This window comes from Chryseobacterium cheonjiense (genome assembly GCF_012927265.1).
GTDB lineage: Bacteria > Bacteroidota > Bacteroidia > Flavobacteriales > Weeksellaceae > Chryseobacterium > Chryseobacterium cheonjiense.
This window is the reverse complement of the sequence record NZ_JABBGF010000001.1, coordinates 1,444,360-1,469,107: the sequence shown is the minus strand read 5'-3', so window position 1 is coordinate 1,469,107 and position 24,748 is coordinate 1,444,360. Positions and strand designations below refer to the sequence as shown.

The 24,748-nt window shown below is 39.1% G+C and carries 23 protein-coding genes; 4 read left to right on the top strand and 19 right to left on the bottom strand.

Translation table 11 applies throughout. The features are described 5' to 3' along the window. Nucleotides 1-54: 54 nt before the first annotated feature. The 4 genes from HHL20_RS06600 to HHL20_RS06585 form a co-directional block, all read right to left on the bottom strand. Complete coding sequence (locus HHL20_RS06600) at nucleotides 55-960, bottom strand: helix-turn-helix domain-containing protein (RefSeq protein WP_169230368.1); 906 nt, start codon at nucleotides 958-960, stop codon at nucleotides 55-57. Between the two features lie 69 nt (nucleotides 961-1,029). Next, nucleotides 1,030-1,767 (bottom strand): SDR family oxidoreductase, encoded by a 738-nt coding sequence (locus HHL20_RS06595; RefSeq protein WP_169230367.1) that lies wholly within the window; start codon nucleotides 1,765-1,767, stop codon nucleotides 1,030-1,032. A gap of 1 nt (nucleotide 1,768) precedes the next feature. Beyond that, nucleotides 1,769-2,677, bottom strand: coding sequence for an NAD(P)H-binding protein (locus HHL20_RS06590; RefSeq protein ID WP_169230366.1), 909 nt, complete (start codon nucleotides 2,675-2,677; stop codon nucleotides 1,769-1,771). A 281-nt stretch (nucleotides 2,678-2,958) separates the two neighbouring features. Next, nucleotides 2,959-3,777 (bottom strand): glycosyltransferase family 32 protein, encoded by an 819-nt coding sequence (locus tag HHL20_RS06585; RefSeq protein ID WP_317165985.1) that lies wholly within the window; start codon nucleotides 3,775-3,777, stop codon nucleotides 2,959-2,961. Between the two features lie 160 nt (nucleotides 3,778-3,937). On the opposite strand from HHL20_RS06585, the gene HHL20_RS06580 reads away from it, so the two are divergent. Next, nucleotides 3,938-5,263: an alpha-amylase family glycosyl hydrolase gene (locus tag HHL20_RS06580; protein WP_169230364.1), complete on the top strand. Its 1,326-nt coding sequence runs from the start codon at nucleotides 3,938-3,940 to the stop codon at nucleotides 5,261-5,263. 39 nt (nucleotides 5,264-5,302) lie between these two features. On the opposite strand, the gene HHL20_RS06575 is transcribed toward HHL20_RS06580, so the two are convergent. The 6 genes from HHL20_RS06575 to HHL20_RS06550 all read right to left on the bottom strand — a co-directional run bounded on the left by HHL20_RS06575 (nucleotide 5,303) and on the right by HHL20_RS06550 (nucleotide 12,805). After that, nucleotides 5,303-7,102, bottom strand: coding sequence for a hypothetical protein (locus tag HHL20_RS06575; RefSeq protein ID WP_169230363.1), 1,800 nt, complete (start codon nucleotides 7,100-7,102; stop codon nucleotides 5,303-5,305). Between the two features lie 209 nt (nucleotides 7,103-7,311). After that, the gene (locus HHL20_RS06570; protein WP_169230362.1) at nucleotides 7,312-8,307 is read right to left on the bottom strand and encodes an SDR family oxidoreductase; all 996 of its coding nucleotides are present in this window, start codon (nucleotides 8,305-8,307) and stop codon (nucleotides 7,312-7,314) included. 114 nt (nucleotides 8,308-8,421) lie between these two features. Then, complete coding sequence (locus HHL20_RS06565; RefSeq protein ID WP_169230361.1) at nucleotides 8,422-8,652, bottom strand: glutathione synthase; 231 nt, start codon at nucleotides 8,650-8,652, stop codon at nucleotides 8,422-8,424. Between the two features lie 306 nt (nucleotides 8,653-8,958). Further along, the gene (locus tag HHL20_RS06560) at nucleotides 8,959-9,177 is read right to left on the bottom strand and encodes a hypothetical protein (RefSeq protein WP_169230360.1); all 219 of its coding nucleotides are present in this window, start codon (nucleotides 9,175-9,177) and stop codon (nucleotides 8,959-8,961) included. A 124-nt stretch (nucleotides 9,178-9,301) separates the two neighbouring features. Beyond that, nucleotides 9,302-9,913: an alpha-ketoglutarate-dependent dioxygenase AlkB family protein gene (locus tag HHL20_RS06555; RefSeq protein ID WP_169230359.1), complete on the bottom strand. Its 612-nt coding sequence runs from the start codon at nucleotides 9,911-9,913 to the stop codon at nucleotides 9,302-9,304. Next, nucleotides 9,914-12,805, bottom strand: a complete 2,892-nt coding sequence (locus HHL20_RS06550; protein WP_169230358.1) for an AsmA-like C-terminal region-containing protein — start codon at nucleotides 12,803-12,805, stop codon at nucleotides 9,914-9,916. Nucleotides 12,806-12,961: 156 nt separating this feature from the next. Between HHL20_RS06550 and HHL20_RS06545 the strand changes: the two genes are divergently transcribed. Beyond that, nucleotides 12,962-13,195 carry a hypothetical protein gene (locus HHL20_RS06545; RefSeq protein ID WP_169230357.1) on the top strand — a complete coding sequence of 78 codons (234 nt, stop codon included), beginning with the start codon at nucleotides 12,962-12,964 and terminating at the stop codon, nucleotides 13,193-13,195. A 5-nt stretch (nucleotides 13,196-13,200) separates the two neighbouring features. Here HHL20_RS06545 and HHL20_RS06540 read toward each other — a convergent pair whose 3' ends face one another. Beyond that, nucleotides 13,201-13,665: an NUDIX hydrolase gene (locus HHL20_RS06540; protein WP_169230356.1), complete on the bottom strand. Its 465-nt coding sequence runs from the start codon at nucleotides 13,663-13,665 to the stop codon at nucleotides 13,201-13,203. Between the two features lie 5 nt (nucleotides 13,666-13,670). Continuing rightward, nucleotides 13,671-14,420: an NUDIX hydrolase gene (locus tag HHL20_RS06535; protein ID WP_169230355.1), complete on the bottom strand. Its 750-nt coding sequence runs from the start codon at nucleotides 14,418-14,420 to the stop codon at nucleotides 13,671-13,673. 182 nt (nucleotides 14,421-14,602) lie between these two features. Here HHL20_RS06535 and HHL20_RS06530 point away from each other — a divergent pair, with 182 nt between their 5' ends. Continuing rightward, nucleotides 14,603-16,033 carry a sugar MFS transporter gene (locus HHL20_RS06530; protein WP_169230354.1) on the top strand — a complete coding sequence of 477 codons (1,431 nt, stop codon included), beginning with the start codon at nucleotides 14,603-14,605 and terminating at the stop codon, nucleotides 16,031-16,033. 626 nt (nucleotides 16,034-16,659) lie between these two features. Here HHL20_RS06530 and HHL20_RS06525 read toward each other — a convergent pair. After that, the gene (locus HHL20_RS06525) at nucleotides 16,660-17,448 is read right to left on the bottom strand and encodes an SDR family oxidoreductase (protein ID WP_169230353.1); all 789 of its coding nucleotides are present in this window, start codon (nucleotides 17,446-17,448) and stop codon (nucleotides 16,660-16,662) included. Between the two features lie 96 nt (nucleotides 17,449-17,544). Between HHL20_RS06525 and HHL20_RS06520 the strand changes: the two genes are divergently transcribed. After that, nucleotides 17,545-19,131 (top strand): sigma-54 interaction domain-containing protein, encoded by a 1,587-nt coding sequence (locus HHL20_RS06520; protein WP_169230352.1) that lies wholly within the window; start codon nucleotides 17,545-17,547, stop codon nucleotides 19,129-19,131. Between the two features lie 2 nt (nucleotides 19,132-19,133). Here HHL20_RS06520 and HHL20_RS06515 read toward each other — a convergent pair whose 3' ends face one another. The 6 genes from HHL20_RS06515 to HHL20_RS19695 all read right to left on the bottom strand — a co-directional run bounded on the left by HHL20_RS06515 (nucleotide 19,134) and on the right by HHL20_RS19695 (nucleotide 24,747). Beyond that, nucleotides 19,134-19,766: a TMEM175 family protein gene (locus HHL20_RS06515; RefSeq protein WP_169230351.1), complete on the bottom strand. Its 633-nt coding sequence runs from the start codon at nucleotides 19,764-19,766 to the stop codon at nucleotides 19,134-19,136. A 160-nt stretch (nucleotides 19,767-19,926) separates the two neighbouring features. Then, nucleotides 19,927-21,279 (bottom strand): sigma-54-dependent transcriptional regulator, encoded by a 1,353-nt coding sequence (locus tag HHL20_RS06510; RefSeq protein ID WP_169230350.1) that lies wholly within the window; start codon nucleotides 21,277-21,279, stop codon nucleotides 19,927-19,929. Then, nucleotides 21,279-23,558, bottom strand: coding sequence for a histidine kinase dimerization/phosphoacceptor domain -containing protein (locus tag HHL20_RS06505; RefSeq protein WP_169230349.1), 2,280 nt, complete (start codon nucleotides 23,556-23,558; stop codon nucleotides 21,279-21,281). The genes HHL20_RS06510 and HHL20_RS06505 overlap by 1 nt, the downstream gene beginning before the upstream one ends. 44 nt (nucleotides 23,559-23,602) lie before the next feature. After that, nucleotides 23,603-24,268 carry a YoaK family protein gene (locus tag HHL20_RS06500; protein WP_169230348.1) on the bottom strand — a complete coding sequence of 222 codons (666 nt, stop codon included), beginning with the start codon at nucleotides 24,266-24,268 and terminating at the stop codon, nucleotides 23,603-23,605. 4 nt (nucleotides 24,269-24,272) lie between these two features. Further along, the gene (locus HHL20_RS06495; protein ID WP_317165963.1) at nucleotides 24,273-24,632 is read right to left on the bottom strand and encodes a Dps family protein; all 360 of its coding nucleotides are present in this window, start codon (nucleotides 24,630-24,632) and stop codon (nucleotides 24,273-24,275) included. Further along, nucleotides 24,589-24,747, bottom strand: coding sequence for a hypothetical protein (locus tag HHL20_RS19695; protein WP_317165962.1), 159 nt, complete (start codon nucleotides 24,745-24,747; stop codon nucleotides 24,589-24,591). Before HHL20_RS19695 ends, HHL20_RS06495 begins: the two co-directional genes overlap by 44 nt. Nucleotide 24,748 lies beyond the last annotated feature (1 nt).

Below are 24,748 nucleotides of genomic sequence, written 5' to 3'. Positions count from 1 at the left end.
TAACTTCCCGGAAGCCCCGGAATACATTGCTGTTTTAAGGTTAATTATTAATGGCTAATTGAATGACTGTCTGAACTCTAAAGGGGTCTGATTGGTCTTGCTCTTGAATAATCTTGTGAAGGACTGCGGATATTCAAATCCCATATGATAGGCAATTTCAGAAATAGAAAGATCTGTAGTCGAGAGTATCTCCTTCGCTTTTTCAACGAACCTGTTGTGAATATGCTGCTGGGTATTGAGTCCTGTTAATGACCGTAAAAGGTCACTCAGATAGCTCGCTGATACATTTAACTGATCGGCAATGTTCTGTACCGTCGGAATTCCGTTCTGAAGATCTTCGTCTGAATTAAAATAAAGATCCAGAACTTTTTCAAATTTTTCGATAAGATGATCATTAACGGCCTTATAGGTGATAAATTGCCGTTTGTAATACCTGCTGCTGTAGTTGAGAAGAAGTTCGAGCTGGGAGATTACCACATTCTGGCTAAAATCATCCATCCTGCTCTTCAGCTCCTCATCAATAATGCTGAAGACTGAAAATAATGTATTTTTTTCGCTTTCTGATACTTTCAGCGCTTCGTCTGCTGAATAGGAAAAGAAACCATATTGCCTGATCTTCTTTGCCAACGGATAGGAAAGCAGAAAATCGGGATGAAGCAGGATGAGGAAACCTTTGCTTTTGTTATTCTTAGGTTTTTCAAAAAGCTGCCCCGGAGCCGTAAAAACCAGGCCGCCTTCACCAAAGTCATAGTGGTGCTGCCCATATTTGGCACTTCCGATCGTATCTTTATAAGCGATCTTATAAAAGTCCAGTACCATGTGGTCAGACAATTCTTCAGGTAATGTCATATCTTCCAGACGGATAAAACTGACCAGCGGATGTTCCGGTTTTGGTAATCCGAACATCTTATGGAATTCAGATAACGATTGGAACTTATGCAGATGTGGGTTGCTTTTCATTTTTTATCTTTAAAACCAACACCTGTAGACTTGATCTCAGGTGCTGGTCATGTAAAATTAGTGAATTAATTACCAAGGTGTTTCGCCGGATTCAGGATTATATTCTTCACTGATGAATTTTCCAGTAGGTCCGTCCTGAGCGATCATTGCATATTTTGCAATTCTTTTTCCGCCTTCTTCCACAGTTCCGGTACCTCTGTGATTATTGAAATCCGTAGCAACGAATCCCGGACATACTGCATTGACTTTAAAAGGTGTATCGCGAAGCTCATATGCAAGATTAATGGTATACATATTCATCGCGGCTTTTGAAGCAGTATAGACGGCAGCTTTATGGCTGTAATACATCCAGCTGGGGTCAGAATGCAAGGTAAGCGAACAGCCACTGGAAGAGACGTTAACGATTCTTGGCTGTTCCGATTTTTTAAGTAAATCTATAAATGCCTGGGTCATTCTGATAACACCATACAGATTGGTATCCAATACATCCTGAAAAGATTCGACTGGTGCCTCCAGGGCGGCCTGTGGCATTCCGCCGTTTATTCCTGCGTTATTAATGAGTACATCCAGGACATCGGTTTTATTTCCGATCTCGGATCTGGCTTTTTCTACGGAAGCAGCATCGGTTACATCCAGCTGAATTGCCTCTATATTTTCAAAACCTGCTTTTTTAAGTTGTTCTACGGCAGATTCTCCATTTTCCAGATTTCTGCTTCCGATAAAAACGAAATATCCGTTTTCTAAAAGCTGCTTAGCCGTTTCAAATCCTATTCCTTTGTTGGCTCCTGTTATTAATGCTGTTTTCATATTAATTTATTGTTTTATATTTTTCTGCGAATTCTTTCGCAAAATCTTCTAATTTCACTTTTCCCAATTTTGGTTTGCTGGTATAAAAATCTTCATACAAACTACCGTCTCCCTGTGCCTTTTGCATGGCTACCATTCCTTTGGCAATCCACTCATTGATGCCGGCAGAAAGCATTTGATTTAATAATTCTTCACTTGAAATGACTTTCCACTCCAGATTCGGATTACCGATAGCTTTACCCAAAACATTGGCAATTTCATCTGGAGAAACCTCATCGCTTGCGATATAATGTACTGTCCTTCCGCTGAAGGTTTTTTGAAATTCTTCTGCAATGGTCGCTGCAATATCATAAGGTGATACCCAGGGTTCTTTGTTTGCACCTCCGTAGCTTTGAATAATTGCACCCTGAGACTGTATAGTGGATAACCAGCGGTACATATTGCTGAAAAATCCGACGGGGCGCATGAATTTAATCGAAACATCTTCAGGAAGTGTCTGTAAAATCTGCTCAACATTGTAATGAACCAGAAGACTTCCGTTGCCCTGATCAGAGTGTGCTCCGATACTGCTTAGATGGATGATCTTTTTGACGCCTGACTGCTGAACAGCCGTAACATAATTTTGAGCTATTTTTTTAAACTCAGCCAAGAAATCAATCTCCTTATCAGAAAGACTTCCTATGCCTTCCCAGGCTTCCATTAAATAGACGGCATCTGCACCTTTAAATGTTTCTGTCAAAAATTCTGCATCCTGAATGCTTCCTATCGCCGCAACAGCATTCAGACTTTCTATTTCAGTTATTCTTTCTTTTTTGCTGCTGATTACCGTGACCTGATGTCCGGCAGCTACCAGTAAATTGGTAAGTGGTTTTCCGATGTTCCCTAGAGAACCTGTTAATACTATTTTCATTGTCTTTATTTGTTAGTACAAAGTTGCACTAACCATTACTCATAGAATAAACAAAATCCCGGCAACACTTAACCAAAATGCACCGCGCTGAAACTTATGAGGATTTATTAAAAATGAAAATTAATTGGGCTTGATACGAATTGCTTTGCTCCATCTATGCGGTTTATATTGACACACGTTTGCTAATGCAGAAAGGTCAACAAAATATTGACCTTTTCGAGTTTGATACTGTATAAAAAAAAAACGCCATAAACTTAAATGTCTACAGCGTTTCATTTACACTATTTATCAGATTTTTTATTAACGTAATCGGTTATATGATCGATGGGAATTAGGTCCAGAATATCATTAACATCAATTATTTTGTGTTCTTCCAGAATACTTTTTACGGCTTTTGCCGCTCCCGGATATGTTGTTAATCGTTCTAAAAGACCGTATACATTAACCATCTTTTTGTGTGTATTTTCAGAATCACCACCAAACCAGGATCCGTTAAAATGATGGCTTACATAGTTTTTTGGCAAATCCTGTGAAAAATAAACAGACGGATATAGTGTAACATCATGCTTTAGCTTTTGAATGGTATCGCTGTAGCGGTCTGCGCCGTAATCTTTTTCCAGCATTTCCGAAAAAATATCGGTATTGATACGCTCTTCAAAACCGCTTTGCTTATTATAATAGTCTACGAAATCTTTAGCCAATTGATGCTTCGGCTCAGCCATCCAGAATGCTGAATATGGCACCCCTTTAACTTCGAAACCACAAACTGCTTTTTCGTTGAGGAATTCATCCAGAGGCAGCTTCAGCTCCATATCGGTATCCATATAGATGCCGCCGTGTTCATACATTACTTTAGATCGTATATAATCGGAAACAAAAGCCCACTTTTTCTGTGCAAATGCTTCTTTAACATAATTATTGTCATCCAGTGGAGCATTGCTTTCATTCCATTCAATAATTTCATAATCGGGATGAATTTTTTTCCATGTGGCGATGCAGTGTTCTGCTAATTCATCCTTCGGCTGGCCTCCAAACCAGCAGTAGTGTATTTTCTTTGGTATCATAACTGAATATTTATTAGAATTGGTGTTTGGATTTATAGTTATACAAACATCAAACCTTTATGGAAATCACGAGGATAAAATCTGCTTTAAAATTGATTTTTACCAATTGCGGATTAATTTTTTGCTAATTCTGCTGATTCAATATCCGATAGGTATGATATTCGATGCAGCTTTTGAATAATAATATTTATATCTTATGCAGCATAATTCTGATCAACGATACCAGCCAAAATCCTACGTTGAAATTTCCACCCCCGAATGGGTAAAAAACGCAACGCTTTACGAGCTGAATATAAGACAGTTTTCTGAGGAAGGGACTTTTGAGGCAGTAAAACAACAATTGGCAAGGCTTAAGAAACTGGGTATTGATATTATTTGGCTGATGCCCATTCATCCTATAGGAGAGCTTCACCGTAAAGGAAGTTTGGGAAGCTATTATTCTGTTAAAGATTATTTTGACGTTAATCCTGAATTTGGTACTAAAGAAGATTTTAAAAATTTGGTGCAGGCGATTCATGATGAAGGGATGTTTGTCATTCTGGACTGGGTGGCCAACCATACGAGCTGGGACAATAATCTTGTTGCAGAGCATCCGGAATGGTATACCAGATCAAGAAAAGATACGTTTCAGTCGACAAGATGGCGGGATTATGATGATATCATCGAATTGGATTACAGACATCCGGAATTGCGCCAATATATTACAGATGCTTTAAAATACTGGGTCAGAGAATTTGATATTGACGGATACCGGTGCGATATTGCGAGTTTTGTACCTATTAATTTTTGGGAAAATGTAAGATCGGAACTGGATAGCCTGAAACCCGTTTTTATGCTGGCTGAAGCCGAAGACAGGGATTTACACAGACGAGCATTCGATGCTACGTATAACTGGAATTTATGGAATATTCTGCATCAGATTGCCATCAACCATTACAGTGTTAAAACGCTTACCGAAGCGTATCTTGCGGAACATGTATCCGTTTTTCCAAAAGAGGCGATAAGAATGAATTTCATCGATAATCACGATAAAAATTCCTGGGAAGGAACGCCGTACAGTAATTTTGGAGATGCTCTCAATGCAGTGACCGTTTTTACTTTTCTTATGGACGGGATCCCTCTGGTTTATAACGGACAGGAAGCAGGCCTTGACCGTTCACTTAATTTTTTTGAAAAAGATCCCATTATCTGGAGGAAACACGACAATGCACAGCTTTATTCCACGATTTTTGATTTGAAACACCGGAACCAGGCTTTATGGAACGGGCACTTTGGTGGAGAAATCGTAAGGATTATGAATGATAAGATGGATCAGGTCATTTCATTCGTAAGAGAGAAAAACGGACATAAAGTACTGGTATTTATCAACCTTAGCAAAGACCACGTGCTGGCACAATTTGATACTTCTTTTGACAAAGGTTCTTATATTAATCTTTTCTCCGGGACAGAACAGCTGGTGGATGAAACTCTGGTGATTGATATGGTAGGCTGGGATTATGTTGTACTGCATCATACCTATTAAAAAATCAGGCTGCCTTTTGAAGCAGCCTGTTTCATTTTATTAATTCTCAGGAATTACAATTTGCAATATTCTGGATTTATTGTGCTGAAGATGACACCTTATATTTAAATCTGTTTTAAAAAAATCTGTCTTTTCCAAGAGATCCTGGTAGTAATTAATACCTTCCAACAGGTTTGCTTTAAAATTGTTCCACTTTTTTATCTGACCTGCCGTTATCTTCCCGGAAAACTCTTCTATATCTTTTTTAAGATAATCAATATACATTTTCATCTCGTTAATAAAGATATTGGGTCTGTTTTTATGTGAGATAATATTAGCCTTCCCGTAGATATGTTTTACCATTTCTGAAAGCAATACTTCCTTATCAAAATATGCCAGATTCGGACCGGGACAGATCACAACACCTTGCCTTTCGCCTTTTATTTCAAGGCCGTTTTCCAGATATGCCGCATTTACTAAACCTACACAAAGACATGCTTTTTCGGTTATATTATCCCTTTTTCTCTGATAAATTTCGGAAGATAGTTCGTGTTTTGTATCTTCCAGTTCATGCAATTTGATTTCCTGGTATTTTTTAGACGCAGTACATATTCCTTCCGGTGAGTATTCTTTGCTTAGAGCCAGCAGTTTTTTAGGACACGAACTTCCGTACCGGTTTTTCGACTGTTTCTGATGCCTGATGATTTCGTTGGAAGAGCCTTTTACGGTGTTAAAAGGCACACCCAATGGAGACAGATTGCTGATGTAAAAATCTTTTTCTTTTGATTCTAAAAGAAGTTTTCTGGTCTCGATATCTACAGAAGTAGCTTCCGGTACCAGCAGGAAAGGCGAACCCCAACCGATACTGTCAACATTGTAGGTATTCAGAAGAAATTCATGTTCTTCAGCTGTTCCTACTCCACCCTGAACTGTTATTTTCATATCCAGAGGCTGAGCAACAGGAGATTTACCTTTCTGTTCGAGGGCTTTATTCATCAGGGAATGTGCAGATTCAATGAGCTCATGCTTTTTATTTTTAAATTCTTTCAGAATCGGCCCTAATAAAAGTCCTTCGGTTGCAAAAGCATGTCCGCCACAATTCAGTCCGGATTCTATTCTGTATTCTGAAACCCAGAGTCCTTTTTTGGCTAAAAAATTCCCCTGAATCATCGCCGAACGAAAATCGCTTACCTTCAGAATGATTTTCTTTTTGATGTTTCCTTTCTCATCGGGATAGAAATCTTCAAACTCTTCAATATAACTGTACAGTCTAGGATTCATTCCTGCAGAAAGCACCATCGATGAAGACAGCCTGCTTTTTGCAAATCCACGCAGGGACGCATGTGCATCGTTATAGATCACCGGCAGCTGTTCCTTATTTTTAAAATTATCTTTGTCAACTTTTGTCATGATATTGACGTCGATATTTCCGGGAGAAAGGTGTTTTTCAATAAAACTTTTAATTGAGGAAGTAATTCCTTCTTTTTGAGTAAGAAAATGCTCCAGTCCGGCTCTCAGCTCGGAAGTATTGGGAAGCATATCTACAAAATGGGACAGTGCCGTTTTATTTTTTGAAATTTCTTCTTTAAAGGCTTCAAATTTTTCGGTCACGATATCATCCAGCATATTAAGATAAGCGGTGATTCTTTTAGCACGGTAATCTTCAACCCTGGTAGAAATACTTGCGTAATTCAGGTTGAACTTGCTGCTGTAAAAATTTTTCATTTTTTCTATAATCTCATCATCAATTATAGAAACTACGGATGAAATTCCGTACTGTGCGACACGGATAGGACTGTCTATCGTATACGCCAATCCCATTACGGGAATATGGAAATTGTGTAAAGGTTTTTTGATCATTTTTTTATATTGATTAAAATAAATGCTTACCTCTAAATTCCCATCAACTATTCACGGGTACAAAAGTATCAGTTTAAAATTAATTATGCATACAATAACAGGTTAATTTGTTCGATAATGTTTAAAATCATTCAGAATCCAAAAAAGAGTTTCGGGCAAATCTTCGATTTGCCCGAAACTCTTTTATAACAAATATGAACTTATATTAATTAAGCTTCATCCGAGGATTTTAATTTAAGAAACATAAAAGCCAATCCTAATCCAAGTCCAGCCATTACAGCCAATCCCGTTTTTTTAGAGGGAACAGGAAGCATCGTATCACCGTAAATACGGTGTGGTTCAGGAGAAGGTTCCAGAATATTTCCTGAATCAGAAGGTGCATTTTTCAGCTTCATCATCAGCCGCATTCCTGCGGAAGCAGTATTGATAACGGGTTTTGGAAAAAGCTGGTAAATTCCGGTGAGAAGCCTGGAAGTAATATCGGGAAATAATTCCTTTTGCGGATTTTTCGCCAGCTGTACAAATTTAGCAGCCGTATCTCGGGGATCTGCAGCAAAAGGCGGAATTTTAAAATCCAGACCGGAAAATTTTGCCGAATGCATATTTCCCGTAGAACGCTGAATTTGGGGATAGAGGTTACAGATATGCACGTTTTGAAAATCTGAAATTTCACCGTGGAGGCATTCCATCATTCCGCGGATGCCGAATTTCGTGGCAGAATATACCGCACTGTAAGGAGCCGGCATAAACCCGCCGATGGATATGTTATTGATTAAAATACCTTCTTCCTGCTTTTTAAAAATCGGCAAAACACTGTATGCGCCGTGCATGTACCCGAAAAGATTGGTTTTGATAACCTGTTCGTTCAGATCCATAGGAATTTCTTCAAATTTCCCGCTTGCCATTACCCCTGCATTATTGATCCAGATATCTATTCTTCCGTTGAATTGTAATGCTTTATTGGCAAGGTTCTGCACATCGGCAGCAATAGACACATCGGTAGGAACGCCCAGCGCCGGCACACCAAGATCATGACATAAAGAGACTGTCTCTTCAAGCGCTTCTTTTCCGCGTGCTGCCACTACAACGTTGCAGCCCTCAAGAGCGAATGCTTCGGCGGCGGCTCTTCCTACTCCACTGCTTCCTCCGGTGATGACCACTGTTTTACCTCTGAGACTTTGCTGGATTTCATTATTGGATTTCATTTTGCAATTGGTTTTGGTTAATGCTGTAATATCCACCTATTATTATGCCACAGGTATTAATGCGGATATTAGAAATGATAAAAAAGAATCCCCAATATTAATTGAGGATTCTTTTTATTCGTCGAAAATTACTCTCCCATAAAACGGTTCGCTCCAGCAGATGAAAATACGATCGTTGTGCCTTTTCATTTGTGCCTGAAGGGTTTCGTACTCACCATCTTCCTTTTGTCTTTCAACAACCAGATCCGCACCTTCTCCTACATCTCCTTTACGAAACTCTACCTGATAAAGATCTGATCCTTCATCTTTAAAAAAGTCTTCTTTTCTGAAATTTCTATGTGCCATAACTTTTATTTTTTATAAGTAAAGAATAAACTGTGCCAATAATGCACACTTATATTTTTTCTTAAATTTTCTTAAAAAATATTAAAAAAATACTCCCATGAATGCAAGTGGCATAATATTTTAATATAGATAAGTACTCATGTTTAATTTGAGTTTTCATGGTTATTAGTTTTTATCCTCAGTTTTCTGAGGATTTTTTATTTTAATACATTTAGTGATGAAAATATGATAATTTTTAGCGTACCCAAAAGAAAAAACAGCTTATTTCTAAGCTGTTCCTGTTTATTTTCATACAAATAATGTTACTTACATTACATAGGCTCCTTTGTTTTGAAATACATTTATCCCTTCAATTTTATTCTTCTGGGTATTGTAGATCATTTCAACAGTAAAATGTGAAACTTCATAAAGGACATATTTCAGCGTATTAATAGTTCTTTCGTTCATAACACGTCCTTCATTCATCACTAAGCTGAATTGATCCTGATTAGGCATATTTTTAAAATCATAATAAGAAATATTCATAGCTGATGTTTTAATACTTTGGTTATCAATACACAATTTCTTTGCCAAATTATGTTAAGTCGATGTATTTTTTTATTTAATTACAATAACCACGAAAATATTTTCACCAAAAGCATACTTCTTGTTATATTTCACGGATCAGTCTGAACGTAAGATTGATTCTCGGGTTCATTTTCCTTGTAGATTTAGCAATACGATGCTCCCAGTTTACCTGCAGATTACCTTTCATGATCAATAGCGAACCGTTTTCTAAGGCGAGACTGTACTTTTTCTGATGATCATCAACCTTTCTGAAATCGAAATTTCTTACCTGGCCCAAACTTAATGAGGCTATAACAGGCCTGTTGCCCAATTCGCTTTCCTTATCCCGATGCCACGCTACAGAATCATTTCCGTCCCGGTACAGATTAAGAAGTACCGAATTAAATGTATATCCTGATAATGTCTCAATTTTTTCTTTCAGATTAATGAGTTCCGCAGACCACTCGTTTACCCGGAAGTCATTGTTTCCCAAATGATACATTTTATTACTGTCGCCGTACCATGCGGTCAGTCTTGGTGTAACAACCACTTTATCATACATTTTCTGTGTATTCTGCTTCCATGGCGTATCATTCAGCAGTTTATCAAAGAGTTCTGAAGCTTCCTTTTCAGATAAGAAATCTTTGGTGTATTCCAGAAGTTCTTCGGGAAAATGGTAGTATTCATCTGACTCAAACAGGCTCAGCTGGCTCATTTATTTTTCTTTTAAATCTTTGGTGACTTGCTTTTCAGCATTTTTGGCTTTTTCTTCCTGAGCTTCTTTTTCCTTACGCTGCTGTCTTTTCGACTTTTTCTCAGCCCTTCTCTCCTGGCGAATCACCTTATTGAGCTTCCTGTTGTATGCCGCATCCAGAATTCCCTGTCCTTTTTTACTGAAAATTTTAATTTTCGGTTTTTCATGAGTTCCGGTAACAACAATCGGGAAACCAATCAGCCCGCCGGGAAGAATACCTATCCTCACCCTGAGATCAAGCAGTCCGTTGAAGCTGGTCGTTCCGCTGATGCTTGGTCTTAAAATAGAAACCCGGAACGTAAACTTATCAACATGGATCAGGTTATTTTTAATATGGGTTTCAATATTTACCCCTTTCATATCAGGATTATTGAATGCCTTGGCGCCGATATTATCACCAACCGCGGAAAGCATTTTTAAGTTTTTCACTTCCACATCCCGAAGGTTGACGATACCACCGCCTTCAAGAGAAGGATAAATCGGTTTCATATTCCGGTCAAAATCACCTTTCAGCTTATAATCAATAGAAACAATTCCTTTTACATTTTTTGCTGCCGTTGCCATCTCACGCACCATATCTATTTCTTTGTAAGCTCGCTGTACATCAAAATCCAGCACTTTTAGCGCAACATCATAGTTGGCGGTAAGCGGAGATTCGTCCTGATAACGGGCATCAATATTCATTTTACTTCCTATGATATCGAATGATGTATTTTTGAGATACACCTGCCCTTTCTCCACAGAAGCCTGTCCTTTCAGGTGGTTTAATTCTAATCCTTTAAATTCCACTTTCCGGATATTGGTCCGCAGGGAGACATCAAGGTTTTTAGGGATAATGACCACCCCGCTGCTTTTAGGATTTTCTACCTTCGCATATTCCACTTCAATTGATTTTTTTGAATTATCGCCGTTTTTTAAAGCCATAAATTCATCAATAAGCACATAATTGGAATTTAAATTAAACTGTCCATGCAATGTTCCTTTTCTTTCGATAAAATAATTGATTGTATTGAGAAGATAACCATTCAGTGCAAAATCTGACTTTCCATACGTTGCAAGAAATTTGCTGAACCACATCTTCTCATTTTCAAACCGGAAATTTCCTTCTTTGATAAAAAATGATTTCGGTAAAAATTCTGTAGTTGCTTTTATATTTTTTAAAATTAAATTACCTTTATTGTCAAGCTTACTGTATTGTCCGGTTGTGGCATAGCTTTGCCTTCCGTTCAGCGAAAGGTCGGCCATGATAAATCCACTCACATCAAATCCTTTTTTGGCAAAAACACGGTATATTCGTCCGACATTTAAGGTGCCTTTTGCGCGGACTTTATACAGTACATCTTCAAAATTCTGAAGATCTGCATTTACAAAAACAGGATTGTCCTCGAAATCAAACTTGAAAGGATTCAGTTTTACACCCAGACTTTTGAAAGTGCCGTCTGTATTGATAATATTGGCTACAATATTGATATTCTGAATGGGATTCGGATAATATTTGGTTTTAAGCCAGCCATTTTTAAGGTTGAGATAACCGTTGGTTTTCGGAAACAATTTCTTATCAAGGCTAAAAATTCCATTGGCTTTAATATTGGTATCCATTAAACCTCGAACATCGATGTCTTTCAACCCTAGCGCCTGATCAAGGATCTGAAGATCCACAGCACCTTTAACATTGGCATTTACCTGCATTTCATTCAATCCTTTTGTTTTCACAACTGCCCTAAAACTGTTTTTTGGTCCGAGATCAAATCCCAGGTTTTTAAGATCAATCGCCAACTGATTGGTATCGAGCGAAGGAAGATCAACATTAAGATCCATATTAAGATTATTCATCGGGACCGGTGCCTTTCCGTTGGAGACAAAGCCGTCTCTTACCATTAATCTTGCTTTAAGTCTTGGCTTCAGGTTTTTCTGTTCACTAAACCGGCCTTTCAGATTGAAAAAAAGATCGCTTTTACCTTCAATTTTAGTGTCTTTTGCCCAGTCCAGGTATTGTGGAGGAAGGACGGAGATCATATCACGAATGGTAGTATTTTCTGAGGCTGCGTTTACGTCGAGATTATACCCGTCTTTCAGAATGCTTAAAAAACCGGTAAATTTTAACGGAAGATCATTAATTCTTAACTCGTTTTTTCTCAGTACAAATGTTAACGCATTGGTATTGATCCTTGTAATAAGATCTGCGTGCAATGTTTTTTGTTTTGCGTAATAAGTTCTGTTCAGGCTGAAATCCAGCTTATCTATATCAAGATCGGTTTCAAGATCAAAAATATCTTCGCTGAGCCCTCCTCTTCCTGTATAATTAAGTCCTTTGGCATCCACTAAAACTCTTGCAGAATGGTCTCTGTACGTAATATTCCAGTTTTTCAGCTTTATAAGATCAAGCTTTATCGATGTTCCGGATGCTGCTGTATCTTTAGGTTTCTGAGAAGGTTTTGATACGTACACATTATAATTGGCTTCTCCTTTACTGTTGACAAAAACATTTCCGTAAGCGTCCGTCACATAGATTTCGTCAATTTTTACCTCCCGGTCGAATATCAGGTTTTTAAGATTAATTCCCACTGATACTTCCCTTGCGGCCAGCAATGTATCTTCCTGAAAAGGTTTTGATCCTTTCAATAAAAAATCGTCTACCGAAACGGTAAGCGACGGGAAATGTCTGAAAAAAGTAAGGTGTGTTTTCCGGTAATCAAGTTTTCCGGCAAGACGCTGGTTGGCAAATATTTTCACCTGTTTCGAGATGGTTCCCGGAAATAAAATCGGTATGATAAACATTAAAAAAAGAATGGATGCTATCGAAATACCCATCCACTTCAGAATATTTAAAACTATTTTTTTAAACCTTTCCATCAGCCTTCAATTTTGAGGTTAATAAATTACACTTATCTAAAATCAAGCCATTGCCATTGAATTTATTCTATCATAAACCTAAAAATGTTTACTTATTAAACAAAATATCTACTGATGGCATAATTTATTCATTAGCCAAAAACAAAAAAAATCAATATGAACTTTAAAGAAGCAAAGCAGCATAAAAAAGAGTCCCTGGAAAACGCCGACGATACGGTACTGAATCTTTTCCATGTGGTAATAACTCCTGCAAACACGGATGAAAGTGCAAAATTTATCGAAGATTTTCTGAAATCGCCGGAATCTTTCAATGATGAAAGCTGTCAAGAATACTGCTCCGACGGAGAATATGAAGTGGTAAGCTTTAAAAAAGATACAGAAAGCAATTAATTTTATTAATCTTCTGAAGAAATCAGTTTTTCAAGCTGAATTATAAATCCTGCCTGTGCGGGATTTATTTTTTGTTTTGCTTCTTCAGAAGGAAACCATTCCCATCGGTCGACTTCCGGGATCTCCATGGTTTTCCCTGACTTCGGCGGCCAGTTGATGGTAATGATATTGCTTTGTAAACCGGTTGTTTCAAGATCTTTTTCTAACGCCCAGGCAAAAACTTTTTTACCGGCTTTCTGAGTAATCGGTTCCAGTTCAATAAAATCGCCGTCTACTGATTTCCCGGTCTCCTCAAAAAATTCGATTTTCGCCCGCTCCAGCAGACTTTCACCTTCCAAAACTTCCCCTTTCGGAATCGACCAGGCTCCCAAATCTTTATTTCTCCAGAACGGCCCGCCCGGATGAACGAGAAAATAATAAATGTGGCTTTCCGTTTTTTTAAACAATAAAATTCCTGCACTTGTTTTCATTGTAATTACCAAGTATTAAGTCCGCCTTCCAAAGCTTTCGTATATTTTCGTTTATTGAATGAATAGAGATCTGGCGCTTTATGGGCACCACCCTTTCTTTGTTCGTCAAGCTTCTTCAGAATTCCAAGATTCATGATTTTTCGGTAAAAATTTCCCCGGTTGAGTTCTTTTCCGAGAATCACTTCATATAATTTCTGTAATTCAGGAAGCGTAAATTTCTCGGGGAGGAGATTGTACCCAATCGGTTTATGCGAAATCTTTTCTCTCAGCGTGAGAAGGGCTTTTTCTATAATTTCCCTGTGGTCCATTGCCAGTTCAATCTCCGGTAGCCTGCTCAGACAGATCCATTCACAGGTTTCGCTGTATGCATCTGCGATCAGTTTAAATCGCGACGGATTGCAAAGTGCATAATATCCTATTGTAACAAACCGCTGCTTATGGAACAGTGTATGATCAAAATCTTCAAAATAAAATTCACTCCTGTTCTTTTTGCCAAAGACACCGAATTCTTCAAGATAGATATTCGTAATCCCTGCCCTTTCCTTTAAAATCCGGATCACCGCTTCATCCAGGTCTTCATCTTTACCTACATAGCCGCCGGGCAAGAGCCACTGTTGACGGTAATTCATTTTAAGAAGAAGAACCTTGAGTTCATTCCGGTCAAATCCGAAAATTACGGGATCGGCAGAAAGATGCGGCAAGAAATCTTCTTTCAGCTCTTCCGACTTATTTAAAATATGTTGTCTGGAATCCATTGAGAATAGGGAAATTTTATATAACAAATCTAAATAAAAATTCTGACAGCACTGAGAATCTGTGACATTAACTTCAGCCTTGACCACGAAATTTAAATAAAAGAAATTTTCATGATAAGTTTAATGTCTCAAATTAAGATTTTAGCACTAAAATAGGTATCTTTAACCACTTTTTTAAATAAATGAATGTTATGATCAATGATGTAAAGGCCAAAAGCAGGAATTATACCGTTCCTCTTATTACCATCACTCTGTTGTTTTTCATGTGGGGGTTCATCACTTGTATGAACGATATCCTGATCCCTTATCTGAAACAACTGTTTAATTTATCGTTCTTCGAATCGATGCTGGTACAGTTCTGTTTCTTCGGGGCTTATTTTATCGGTTCCCTGATTTACTTTTTAATTTCAACCACACAGGGCGACCCGATTGATAAAGTAGGCTACAAGAAAGGAATTCTCTTCGGGATCTTCCTTGCCGCATTAGGCTGCGTGCTGTTTTACCCTGCGGCAAGCTTTGCTTCTTACGGGTTATTTTTAGGTGCGTTATTTATTTTAGGCCTCGGATTTACCGTTCTTCAAATTACAGCCAATGCGTATGTATCATTGCTTGGTCCGGAAGAATCTGCATCCAGCAGACTGAATATGACGCAGGCTTTCAACGCGTTCGGGACAACAATTGCACCGGTTTTGGGCGGCCATTTGATTTTCGAATTATTCTCTGCCCCGGACGGTTCTTTTTCTGCTGCGGCAACCAAAATTCCTTATCTTATCTTTGCAGGTATTCTGCTGTTAGTAGCATTATTAATCTCAAGAGTAAAGCTTCCTGATTTTCAGGTAAAGGGTGAAGAAATCGTAAAAGGGTTCGGTGCTCTGCAGCATAACCATCTGAAATTCGGAGTTCTTGCCATGTTCTGTTATGTAGGTGGAGAAGTTGCCGTGGGAAGCTTTATCATCAGCTTCCTGGAACAGCCTCAGGTGATGAATTTATCTGAAGTAGTGAGCAAAAACTATCTTTCTTTATATTGGGGTGGTGCCATGATCGGACGTTTCTTGGGAGCTATTTCCCTGAACCAGTCAATTAGCCAGGGTAAAAAAGCGTTGTATATGCTGGGAGCGGCGGCAGTTGTGTTTTTGGTGATCTTTAGCATTGTAGATCTTACTTTTGCACAGATCAGCTTCTTCCTGGTATTTATTGCTCTTAATTTTATTGCGTTCTTTATCGGGAAAGCAGCTCCGGCAAGAACATTATCCATCTTTGCGGCAGTGAATGTCGTTCTGTTAATCTCAGCAATGTTGAATCATGGTGAAATGGCAATGTACAGCATTCTGGGAATCGGAATCTTCAATTCCATTATGTTCTCGAATATTTATACGCTGGCGATTTCAGGTTTAGGGAAATATACCAGCCAGGGTTCTTCGTTAGTCGTGATGGCTATTTTGGGTGGAGCGATTGTTCCTATTTTCCAGGGTTATCTGGCGGATGTATTCGGCGTGCAGCATTCGTTTATCATTCCTGTATTCTGTTATATTGTGATTCTTATTTTCGGCGCTTACTGCACGAAATATTTGAGTCATGTAAAGCAGGATGCTGATGCGAAATCAGGACATTAAGATAAAATTTTTATAATATTAAAACCTGCTGTGATGGCAGGTTTTGTTTTTTTAAGGAGCTTAATCCGGCTATCCACTCTATCTTTTTTCGGCGGCGGGAGCTTCGCTCCCGCCGCCGAAAAAAGGATGCCGTTTCTATCCGGGCTAGAATTGGGTTTTTCAGATTAATATCCGGGACGTTTGAAGATTATTGCATTCTGAAATACTTGTTTTTGATCTCCTTCAACTGCATTTTGTTCTCTGCAAACCTGTTTGTAACTTCCTGCAATTGCAGTTTATCTTCCGCAATTTGTTTGAAACTTCCGTCAACTGCATTTTGTTCCTCGCAAACCTGTTTGTAACTTCCTGCAATTGCAGTTTGTCTCCCGCAATTTGTTTGAAACTTTCGTCAACTGCATTTTGTTTCCTGCAATTTGTTTGAAACTTTCGTCAACTGCATTTTGTTTACTGTAATCTGTGGGAGACTTTAGTAAAAGTCGTTGGATGACAAACCTTTTTCTTTTACAATTCAAAAAAAACCTCACAGGTTTTGAAAACCTGTGAGGTTTGGATGTATTAAGTTTCCACCAGCTAAAGACTGTCGCTAAACTTATAAAATAAGCGCCATCTTTTCGGTTAAATTTATTTCAGTAAGTATTGTTTAACCCTCCGTCCAGCGGGATACTTGTTCCGGTAATATAAGATGCATATTCTGAAGCAAGAAATGCCACGAGCTGCCCATATTCCTCAGGCTGTCCAAGTCTTTTCATGGGAATCTTATCCTCTCTTGCTTTTCGGATTTCTTCCGGAGAACGGCCGGTTTCTGCGGCTTCATGACTGATAAGATTTTTAATCCGTTCCGTATTGAAATAGCCGGTGAGGATATTGTTGATGGTAACATTATGTTTTGCCACTTCAATAGAAAGCGTTTTCGACCAGGCAATCACCGCAGACCGGATTGAATTGGAAAGGGCAAGATTAGGAATCGGCTCCTTTACGGATAAAGATGAAACGTTAATGATACGGCCGCCGCCCTTTTCAATCATTTTAGGCAGGGCCAGGTTTGTGGTTTCACAGACGGTTTTGAAAAGAAGATCAAAAGCTGACTGATAATCTTCCGTCTTTTTACCGAAAGCCGCACCGGGTTGCGGACCGTTGGTATTGTTGACCAGGATATCCACCGTATTAAGGCTGAAATACTCCGAAATGATGTTTTTAAAAGCTTCGAAATCGGAAAAATCTGCTACAAGATACTGATGCTTCTGTTCATCATGCAATACCGGAAGCTTTTCTGTAAAAGCTTTCAGTTTCTGTTCATTTCTTGCCATTACTGTGACATTGGCACCGCATTTTGCCAGTTCCAGCGCAATGCCTGCTCCGATACCCTGAGTGGACGCACCTACCAGTGCATTTTTAGAAGTAAGATTGATATTCATTGATTTGATGTAATTGTATTAAAGAATGATTCTTAAACATAAATTTAAAAAATAAAACATCAATTTCACTATCTTTAACCTTTCAATTTCCGGCAAATGAATACATCTGATCAGAATCTCATCCTCATAAAGCGGCTTCAGGATATGCAGAAGGAACAGCTCAGCATATCTGCTGTGAATATGGCGGTTTCTAAAGCTTTAGATCAGTCTCAGCTGGGTATCGCGTTACAAAATTATTGTAAGCCTGTGCTTAATTATGATGAAATCATCATTTTAAATTGCGATCAGCATCATAAAGGCTTCAGAATTTTTCACAGCAGTTTTGCAGACAGGAAATACGGAGCCGATACGGTATATTCTCCCAAAGACGAGATTATAATCCAGTGTCTGAAATCTGCGGACCCTCTTCTTTTTGATCTTAAAAATTTCATCGATAAGAAAAATCAGGAATTTTCATCGCTTCTTGCTTCGGGGAATACGGGAATGCGCATGGCGGTAGCACTGGCTCTTCCGTCGCTTCATGATCACGAAAGCATTCTTTTTCTGCTGTATAAGAACTATTTTACCCCGGAAGACCTTCCGGAAAGAATATTGGCTGCCGTTTCCACACAGCTGGCCGTGAGCATACGTACGGTTCAGATACTCAGAATAGCGGGGTCTTTAAAAACAGCTGTCCCAGAAACTGAAATTATTGAACAAAAGGAAACAGCTGCTCAGAAAGGTTTTAACGGCATCATCGGAGAAAGTGCCGCAATGCAGGCAATTTATGAAAAAATCTCGCAGGTAGCTCCTTCACAGTCGGGAGTTTTAATTTACGGTGAAACGGGAACGGGAAAAGAGCTCATTGCCCAGGCTATCCACAATCTTTCAGCCTCATCTCCTAAAAAAATGATCCGGATTAATTGTGCCGCTATTCCTTCCAACCTTATCGAATCCGAACTGTTCGGGCATGAGAAAGGAAGCTTTACGGGAGCAACGGAACAGCGCAAAGGAAAATTTGAGCAGGCTCATAACAGTACGATTTTCCTGGATGAAATCGGCGAACTGCCTCTGGAGCTTCAGGGAAGGCTGCTTCGGGTGCTTCAGGAAAAGGAAGTGGAAAGAATCGGAGGGAACAAACGCATTAAAGTTGAGGTGCGGATTATTGCGGCAACCAACAGGAATCTTGAAGCAGAAGTTGCTGAAGGTAAGTTCAGAAGCGATCTGTATTACCGGCTGAATGTATTTCCGATAGAACTTCCTCCGCTTCGTGAAAGAAAGGAAGACATCCCTCTTCTTGCAATGTATTTTCTGGAAAAACATAATCAGAAAAACGGAAAAAAAATCACGGGATTCTCACAGAAAGTACTTCAGCAGATGTGCCTGAATTCATGGCCGGGAAATATCCGTGAGCTGGAAAATATGGTTCAGAGAAGCATTATCTCTGCTAAAGATCATATCATTAACGAAATAGCAGTCCCGAAAAACATCGGATTTCATCAACAGAACCAGGAAGAATGGCAAATTAAAACCCTTCAGCAGGTCGAAAAAGAACATATCCTGAAAGTAGTGGAAAAGTGCAACGGCCGGATTTCCGGCAAACAGGGAGCTGCTTTATTACTGGGACTTCCTTCCACTACGCTTATCTCAAAAATGCAGAAACTCGGAATCCATAAAAAACATTTTTTTAGAACTAAAGATTAAATTTACGATTTCAGCTCATTTTTAATACCCATTTCTATTTTGCCGGACGAAAGAGCCCAGAAAATCCATAAACCTAAAATTAGGATGAGCGCGACGGCAGGAGCTTTGAAAGAACAGATCAATGCAATAAGATAAACAGGAAATCCGAAGAGGTAATTGTTTTGAATTTTCCTGATTGCCACATCGCTGATGCCCGGACGCAAAAGTTTTTTATTACGGCTTGCCACGAACCATAACAGGTTGTACGCCAAATTGATCAGGACAAAGATTCCTGTATAAATAGCTACTACGACTGCAGATGCTTCCCCATTGAAAAATTTCGCAAGCAGAGAGGTGGGATATGAAACGGCAGAAACAAGAAATAAGATCAGTCCGTTGGAAAACATGATCCCGGAATTCCGGCTGTAAATTTGTTTGAAAATCTTATGATGATTGACCCACATGATAAATATACTGAAGAAAGAGAGGAAAAATGCTAAAAAAGAAGGCCACTGATTTTTCAGAAAATGGAGCAGCTCGTTTCCGCTTTTTACACTATTTTCATTGGGCATATGCAGGTCTAAAACCAGCAGGGTGATGGCAATGGCAAAAACAGCATCGCTGAAGCCTTCTATTCGTACGGTTTCTTTTTCCATTTAGATGATGATTTAATGTGATAATTAATGACAAGATTGATGCTTCGCTTATTGAATAAGCGAATTGTTTTGAATTAAGTTTCGGCTAAAGCCTTGATTTTGTATTTAATGTTGAGCGGACTAAAGTCCGCCCCTATTGAAATTTATTGATTTTTAGGATTTATCTGTAGCCTTTATCAATTCCCAGCTTTTTCATTTTAGAATAGAGCGTCTGGGGCTGCATTTTTAAAAGCTCAGCTGCTCCTCCCGGTCCGGAGACCTTACCAAAGCTGGTTTCGAGTGCATTCATGATATGTTCTCTTTCCATTTCCTCCATAGATTTTAATATTCCGGAGGGAATGTCTGATTGCTGTTCAACGGTTTTCGGAAGATCAAAGCTTTCAATTTCCGATGTTTTAGTCAAAAGTACGCTTCTTTCGATAAGATGTTCCAGTTCCCTGATGTTTCCCGGCCAGTGGTAACCCAGGAGCTGCTCCATCCCTTTTCTGCTTATCGAATGGATGTTCCTTTTTGAAGCGGAAGCATATTTTTTAAGGAAAAAATTTGCGAGCAGTTCAATATCTTCTTTTCGTTCTCGTAAAGGAGGAAGCTCTATCGGGAATACATTCAGCCGGTAATACAGATCCAGCCTGAATCTTCCTTCCGCCACTTCTTTTTCGAGGGAACGGTTGGTTGCCGCTACGATCCTGACATTCACTTTCAGGGTTTTATTTCCTCCAAGACGTTCTATTTCTTTTTCCTGAAGCACCCGAAGAAGCTTTACCTGAGAGTCGAGAGGCAGCTCGCCGATTTCATCAAGAAATATCGTTCCTCCGTTGGCCTGTTCAAATTTTCCGATCCTCTGGGTATTGGCTCCTGTAAAACTTCCTTTTTCGTGTCCGAACAGTTCGGATTCAATAAGTGAATGCGGCAATGCAGCGCAATTTACAATTACAATAGGATTTAAATTTCGTTCTGAAAGATCGTGAACGGCATGCGCTATTTTCTCTTTTCCGGTGCCGCTTTCTCCCACAACCAATACAGAAGTATCGGTAGGCGCAACAACTTTAATTTTTTCAATAACATCCCTGAGTACCTCACTTTCGCCTATGATTCCCTCTATTTCCTGAGTATGGAAAGCCTCCGAAACCGCAGTTCCCTTTTCAATATCAAACCGATACTTTGCGATATCCAGCATTACGATGAGATCCCGTTCCCGGAAAGGTTTTACCATAAACCCGTAAGGCTGCGTCTCTTTTACCGCTTCCAATACCGACTGATTGGTATTGGCAGAAATATAGAGAAAAGGCAGATTGATCTTCCGAAGTTCCCACGCGAGATCAATTCCAGTAAGGTCTCCTTTCAGGATAATATCGATCAGTACCCAATCAGGTCTTTTTTCCTGTATGGATTTTCTGGCCTGTACCACGGAAGAAGCGATGCCTGTAACCTGATAACCCGCTTTTTTAAGCATAAGTTTAAGGTCATTGGCCACGATGAATTCGTCTTCTACAATTAATATTTTTTCTTTCATTATTCTTTTACGATATCTGCATGCTCAGCATCGATATCTGTATTTTTTCTAAAGTTGATTGTTATTTTTAACCCGTTTTTGCTTTCAAGGGTAAAGTCTCCTTCGAGCTGATCGGTAAGTCCGCGCATAAGGTTCATCCCGAGAGATTCTGTTTCATCAATATTAAAATCATCCGGAAGCCCTACTCCATTGTCAGAAATCACCAGCCTGTATGCATTATTTTCTGACTTTTTAAATAAAACTTCAACTTCTCCTTTCCTGCTTTCGGGGAAAGCATATTTTACCGTGTTATTAATAGCCTCATTCAGTATAAGTCCCAGCGGAACCGCCTGAGCAACATCCAGAAAAATCTTATCCACATCCATTACAAAGCTGATCTTTTTTTCTGATGAATAACATTCTTTAATATAATTAATAAGCTCATAGATATACCAAGACATATCGATGGTCGAAAGATTATCAGACTGATACAGCTTCTGATGAATCAGGGACATCGCATGCATCCTGTGCTGGCTGTTTTGGATAGCCATTAAAGCATCCTCATTTTCCAGATAGGCAGATTGTGTATTGAGCAGGCTTATGACAATCTGTAAATTGTTTTTTACGCGGTGATGGATTTCTTTCAGAAGCCATTCTTTTTCACCGAGAAGTTTCTTGAGCTGTTCGTTCTGCTCATCAATCTGCTGACGTTTCAGTTCCAGTTTTTTATTAGCCTGGTTTTTAAGCCTTGACCGGTTGTAAAGAAGCGCTGCAAAAAGAATGAGGACGATAATACTTCCTAAGAAAACATACCGTATCACTTTTTCATTCTGAATTTTAGCTTCCTGAACTTTCCCCTGCTCCCTAAGTAATCTGATGTTCTTATCCTTTTTCTCCGTCTCAAACTGAAGCTGCAGAGCGGTAGACTGTTTCAGCTTTTCAAGATTAAAAATTGAATCTTTATACACCTGGTGCTGCTGCAGATGTTTGATGGCAGATTCGTATTTTTTACTTGCCTGGTCAGACTGAAAGGCCAGAAGCTCGATCTGCGAATAAAATACCAGATTTTTAGACTCTTTAGAAAACTTCCTGAACTTTTCGAGATATGCATACGTTTTTTCAGGCTGACCCGATCGTTGCAGATAGATAATAATTCCCGTAAGTTTATAAAAAAGACCTATATCAGATTCATTATATTTCTTCAGCAGCTGTTCATAGTACGGTCTCGATTTCTCCGTTTCTTTAAGCATAGAATATGATACTGTGAATATAAACAACTGACGTATTTTGGTAATCTCGTCTATAGGAGGATAATTCTTTTCCGTACGTTTTAATGTACGTAAGGCTGCCTTGTAGTTTTTCTTGTGGCAGTACAGCGACGCAAGGTTATAGGTAATCGCGTTCACGTCGCCAATATTTTTATTTTCCAGCGCTATATTCAGTGCTTTTTCAAAATTGGCAAAGGCAAGATCAAACTTGAGGAGATCATAATAGGCAAGACCGAGATGATTATAAATGGTACACCACTGATAGCTTTTATCCTGAACTTCTTCTGCCGTTTTTTCTGCCAGCAACGCATACTTCAGAGACAATTGTGCGTTTTGCAGCACTCCATAATTTCCTGACATCAAAGTATAAATTCCCTGCAGTTCTTTATAACCGATCGACTTATAAAGCCCGACTGCATTTTCAAGAAGGCTTAATGCTTTTTGATTCTGCTCTGCCAAACCATAATAATCTGCGAGATCCTTTAGAGCATCGGCTTCTTTTTTAACTGCCTTACCTCTTTTATATAAATAAACTGCCTGTTCCAAATATTTTATTTTCTCTTCAATATCCGGTCTTTCATATCCTTTGTAGGCGCAAAGCTCCTTGTAAACATCAGCTGTAACGACCCTCAGATTATTTTTTTTTGCAAAAGCCAGCGCAGCATTGGTAAGCTGTAAAGCTTTGTCCCGTTCTCCTTTTTCCCTGTGAATCTGAGCATCGAGAAGCATTGCCTTCCCGATTCCAGCTTTATATTTTAACATCGTGCTTAATTTTCCGGCTTGCTTATTAAGCTGCGTGGCCTCATCAATATCAGCTTTCAGCTCTCCCGGTTTGTTAAGATAATAACTGCTCAGGGTAATCAGCAATTCGGCCTTTTGCTGATCATCTGCTGCTGCCGCAATTTTCTTTTTCAGTTGCTGCGGATCTGCATCAGCCTGTGCATGTACCTGAATGATTCCCGACAATAATATTATGGCCAGGAATAAAAAACGGGCGTATTTTCCGGAAGATATGAAAGCGGTAGAATTCATTGTCTAAAGATAATTCTTTATGATATTTAATTTGAATTTTAAAGCTAAATTTTCCGGTGGTAGAAATAGCAGATCAGCATTCCTATTCCCGGAAGCATAAGTGTTGCCAAACCGATCTGTTTCCCGGCAAAAGCTCCCAGAAAACATCCTCCCAGAAAGCCAAAGATGGTGATCATCTGTTTCTTCAGGCTGGCTATTGCATCCGGATCTTTAAACCCTTTCCTCAACAAATTTCCGAAATCCAAAGAAGCCTGGGTTACATTTCCGGTCATCATTGTTGTCGGTCCATAGGTTTCTTTCGCATATAATTTTCCGAAGGCATTCTGTAGACCCATGGCAAAAACGGCTGTCATTGCCACCGCATACATCATCCATTTTTCAAAAATTCCGAGATAACTGAATACGGCTACGAAAATTCCGCTCAGCAGTAACAGAAATCCTTCCCAGAACATAATGGAATAGTGGTTGGTAAACCGGTAGGCCATTCTTCCTCCTGTAATTACCGCTATGATAAAAACGGGAAAAGTAAGCAGCTTTACCCAGGCATTAAGCTCAGATCCTTTTACAAACTGATACGCAAATACAATAAAGTTACCCGTGACGTGTGCCGAAAAGACAGCATCGGCCGATACAAAAGTTACCGTATCACAATATCCTGCAATCATGGTCAACAGCAGGGTTACAAAGCCAATATTTGATTTAGTTTCCATACGGTTATTTTAAGTGTGAACGAAGCATCCACGCCATTTTCTCATGAGTTTCCATTAAGCCGGTAATGTAATCGCTGGTTCCGGCATCATGAAATTCTGAAGCAAAATTATTGATATTTTCTCTAAGATGAATCAGAATGCTCTCATGGTCGGAAAGAAGGGCTTTGATATACGTTAAACTGTCATTAGCCTCCAGGTGGTGTTCCGAAAGATGTGTGAGTTCAAGATATTCTTTCAACGTTGCCGGTGCGTAATGTCCTAAAGTCCTGATTCTTTCAGCTACGCTGTCAATAATCTCATCCAGTTGCTGGTACTGTGCTTCAAAAAAACAGGTGCTTGTTATAAAAATCCTGTCCTTCCACATTCCAGTGGGCTTTTCTTGTTTTGGTGTACAGAACGAATTCGTCTGCCAATACTTTTACCATTTCTTCAGCAACTTTTGCTAAATTTTCATTTTTAATTCCGATTGAAGTTTCCATT

Excerpts from the sequence above, each read along its gene's own strand:
- HHL20_RS06600 (WP_169230368.1), bottom strand. The coding sequence starts at position 960 with ATGAAAAGCAACCCACATCTGCATAAGTTCCAATCGTTATCTGAATTC.
- HHL20_RS06595 (WP_169230367.1), bottom strand. The coding sequence starts at position 1,767 with ATGAAAACAGCATTAATAACAGGAGCCAACAAAGGAATAGGATTTGAA.
- HHL20_RS06590 (WP_169230366.1), bottom strand. The coding sequence starts at position 2,677 with ATGAAAATAGTATTAACAGGTTCTCTAGGGAACATCGGAAAACCACTT.
- HHL20_RS06580 (WP_169230364.1), top strand. The coding sequence starts at position 3,938 with ATGCAGCATAATTCTGATCAACGATACCAGCCAAAATCCTACGTTGAA.
- HHL20_RS06575 (WP_169230363.1), bottom strand. The coding sequence starts at position 7,102 with ATGATCAAAAAACCTTTACACAATTTCCATATTCCCGTAATGGGATTG.
- HHL20_RS06570 (WP_169230362.1), bottom strand. The coding sequence starts at position 8,307 with ATGAAATCCAATAATGAAATCCAGCAAAGTCTCAGAGGTAAAACAGTG.
- HHL20_RS06565 (WP_169230361.1), bottom strand. The coding sequence starts at position 8,652 with ATGGCACATAGAAATTTCAGAAAAGAAGACTTTTTTAAAGATGAAGGA.
- HHL20_RS06560 (WP_169230360.1), bottom strand. The coding sequence starts at position 9,177 with ATGAATATTTCTTATTATGATTTTAAAAATATGCCTAATCAGGATCAA.
- HHL20_RS06555 (WP_169230359.1), bottom strand. The coding sequence starts at position 9,913 with ATGAGCCAGCTGAGCCTGTTTGAGTCAGATGAATACTACCATTTTCCC.
- HHL20_RS06550 (WP_169230358.1), bottom strand. The coding sequence starts at position 12,805 with ATGGAAAGGTTTAAAAAAATAGTTTTAAATATTCTGAAGTGGATGGGT.
- HHL20_RS06545 (WP_169230357.1), top strand. The coding sequence starts at position 12,962 with ATGAACTTTAAAGAAGCAAAGCAGCATAAAAAAGAGTCCCTGGAAAAC.
- HHL20_RS06540 (WP_169230356.1), bottom strand. The coding sequence starts at position 13,665 with ATGAAAACAAGTGCAGGAATTTTATTGTTTAAAAAAACGGAAAGCCAC.
- HHL20_RS06535 (WP_169230355.1), bottom strand. The coding sequence starts at position 14,420 with ATGGATTCCAGACAACATATTTTAAATAAGTCGGAAGAGCTGAAAGAA.
- HHL20_RS06530 (WP_169230354.1), top strand. The coding sequence starts at position 14,603 with ATGAATGTTATGATCAATGATGTAAAGGCCAAAAGCAGGAATTATACC.
- HHL20_RS06525 (WP_169230353.1), bottom strand. The coding sequence starts at position 17,448 with ATGAATATCAATCTTACTTCTAAAAATGCACTGGTAGGTGCGTCCACT.
- HHL20_RS06520 (WP_169230352.1), top strand. The coding sequence starts at position 17,545 with ATGAATACATCTGATCAGAATCTCATCCTCATAAAGCGGCTTCAGGAT.
- HHL20_RS06515 (WP_169230351.1), bottom strand. The coding sequence starts at position 19,766 with ATGGAAAAAGAAACCGTACGAATAGAAGGCTTCAGCGATGCTGTTTTT.
- HHL20_RS06510 (WP_169230350.1), bottom strand. The coding sequence starts at position 21,279 with ATGAAAGAAAAAATATTAATTGTAGAAGACGAATTCATCGTGGCCAAT.
- HHL20_RS06505 (WP_169230349.1), bottom strand. The coding sequence starts at position 23,558 with ATGAATTCTACCGCTTTCATATCTTCCGGAAAATACGCCCGTTTTTTA.
- HHL20_RS06500 (WP_169230348.1), bottom strand. The coding sequence starts at position 24,268 with ATGGAAACTAAATCAAATATTGGCTTTGTAACCCTGCTGTTGACCATG.
- HHL20_RS06495 (WP_317165963.1), bottom strand. The coding sequence starts at position 24,632 with ATGTGGAAGGACAGGATTTTTATAACAAGCACCTGTTTTTTTGAAGCA.
- HHL20_RS19695 (WP_317165962.1), bottom strand. The coding sequence starts at position 24,747 with ATGGAAACTTCAATCGGAATTAAAAATGAAAATTTAGCAAAAGTTGCT.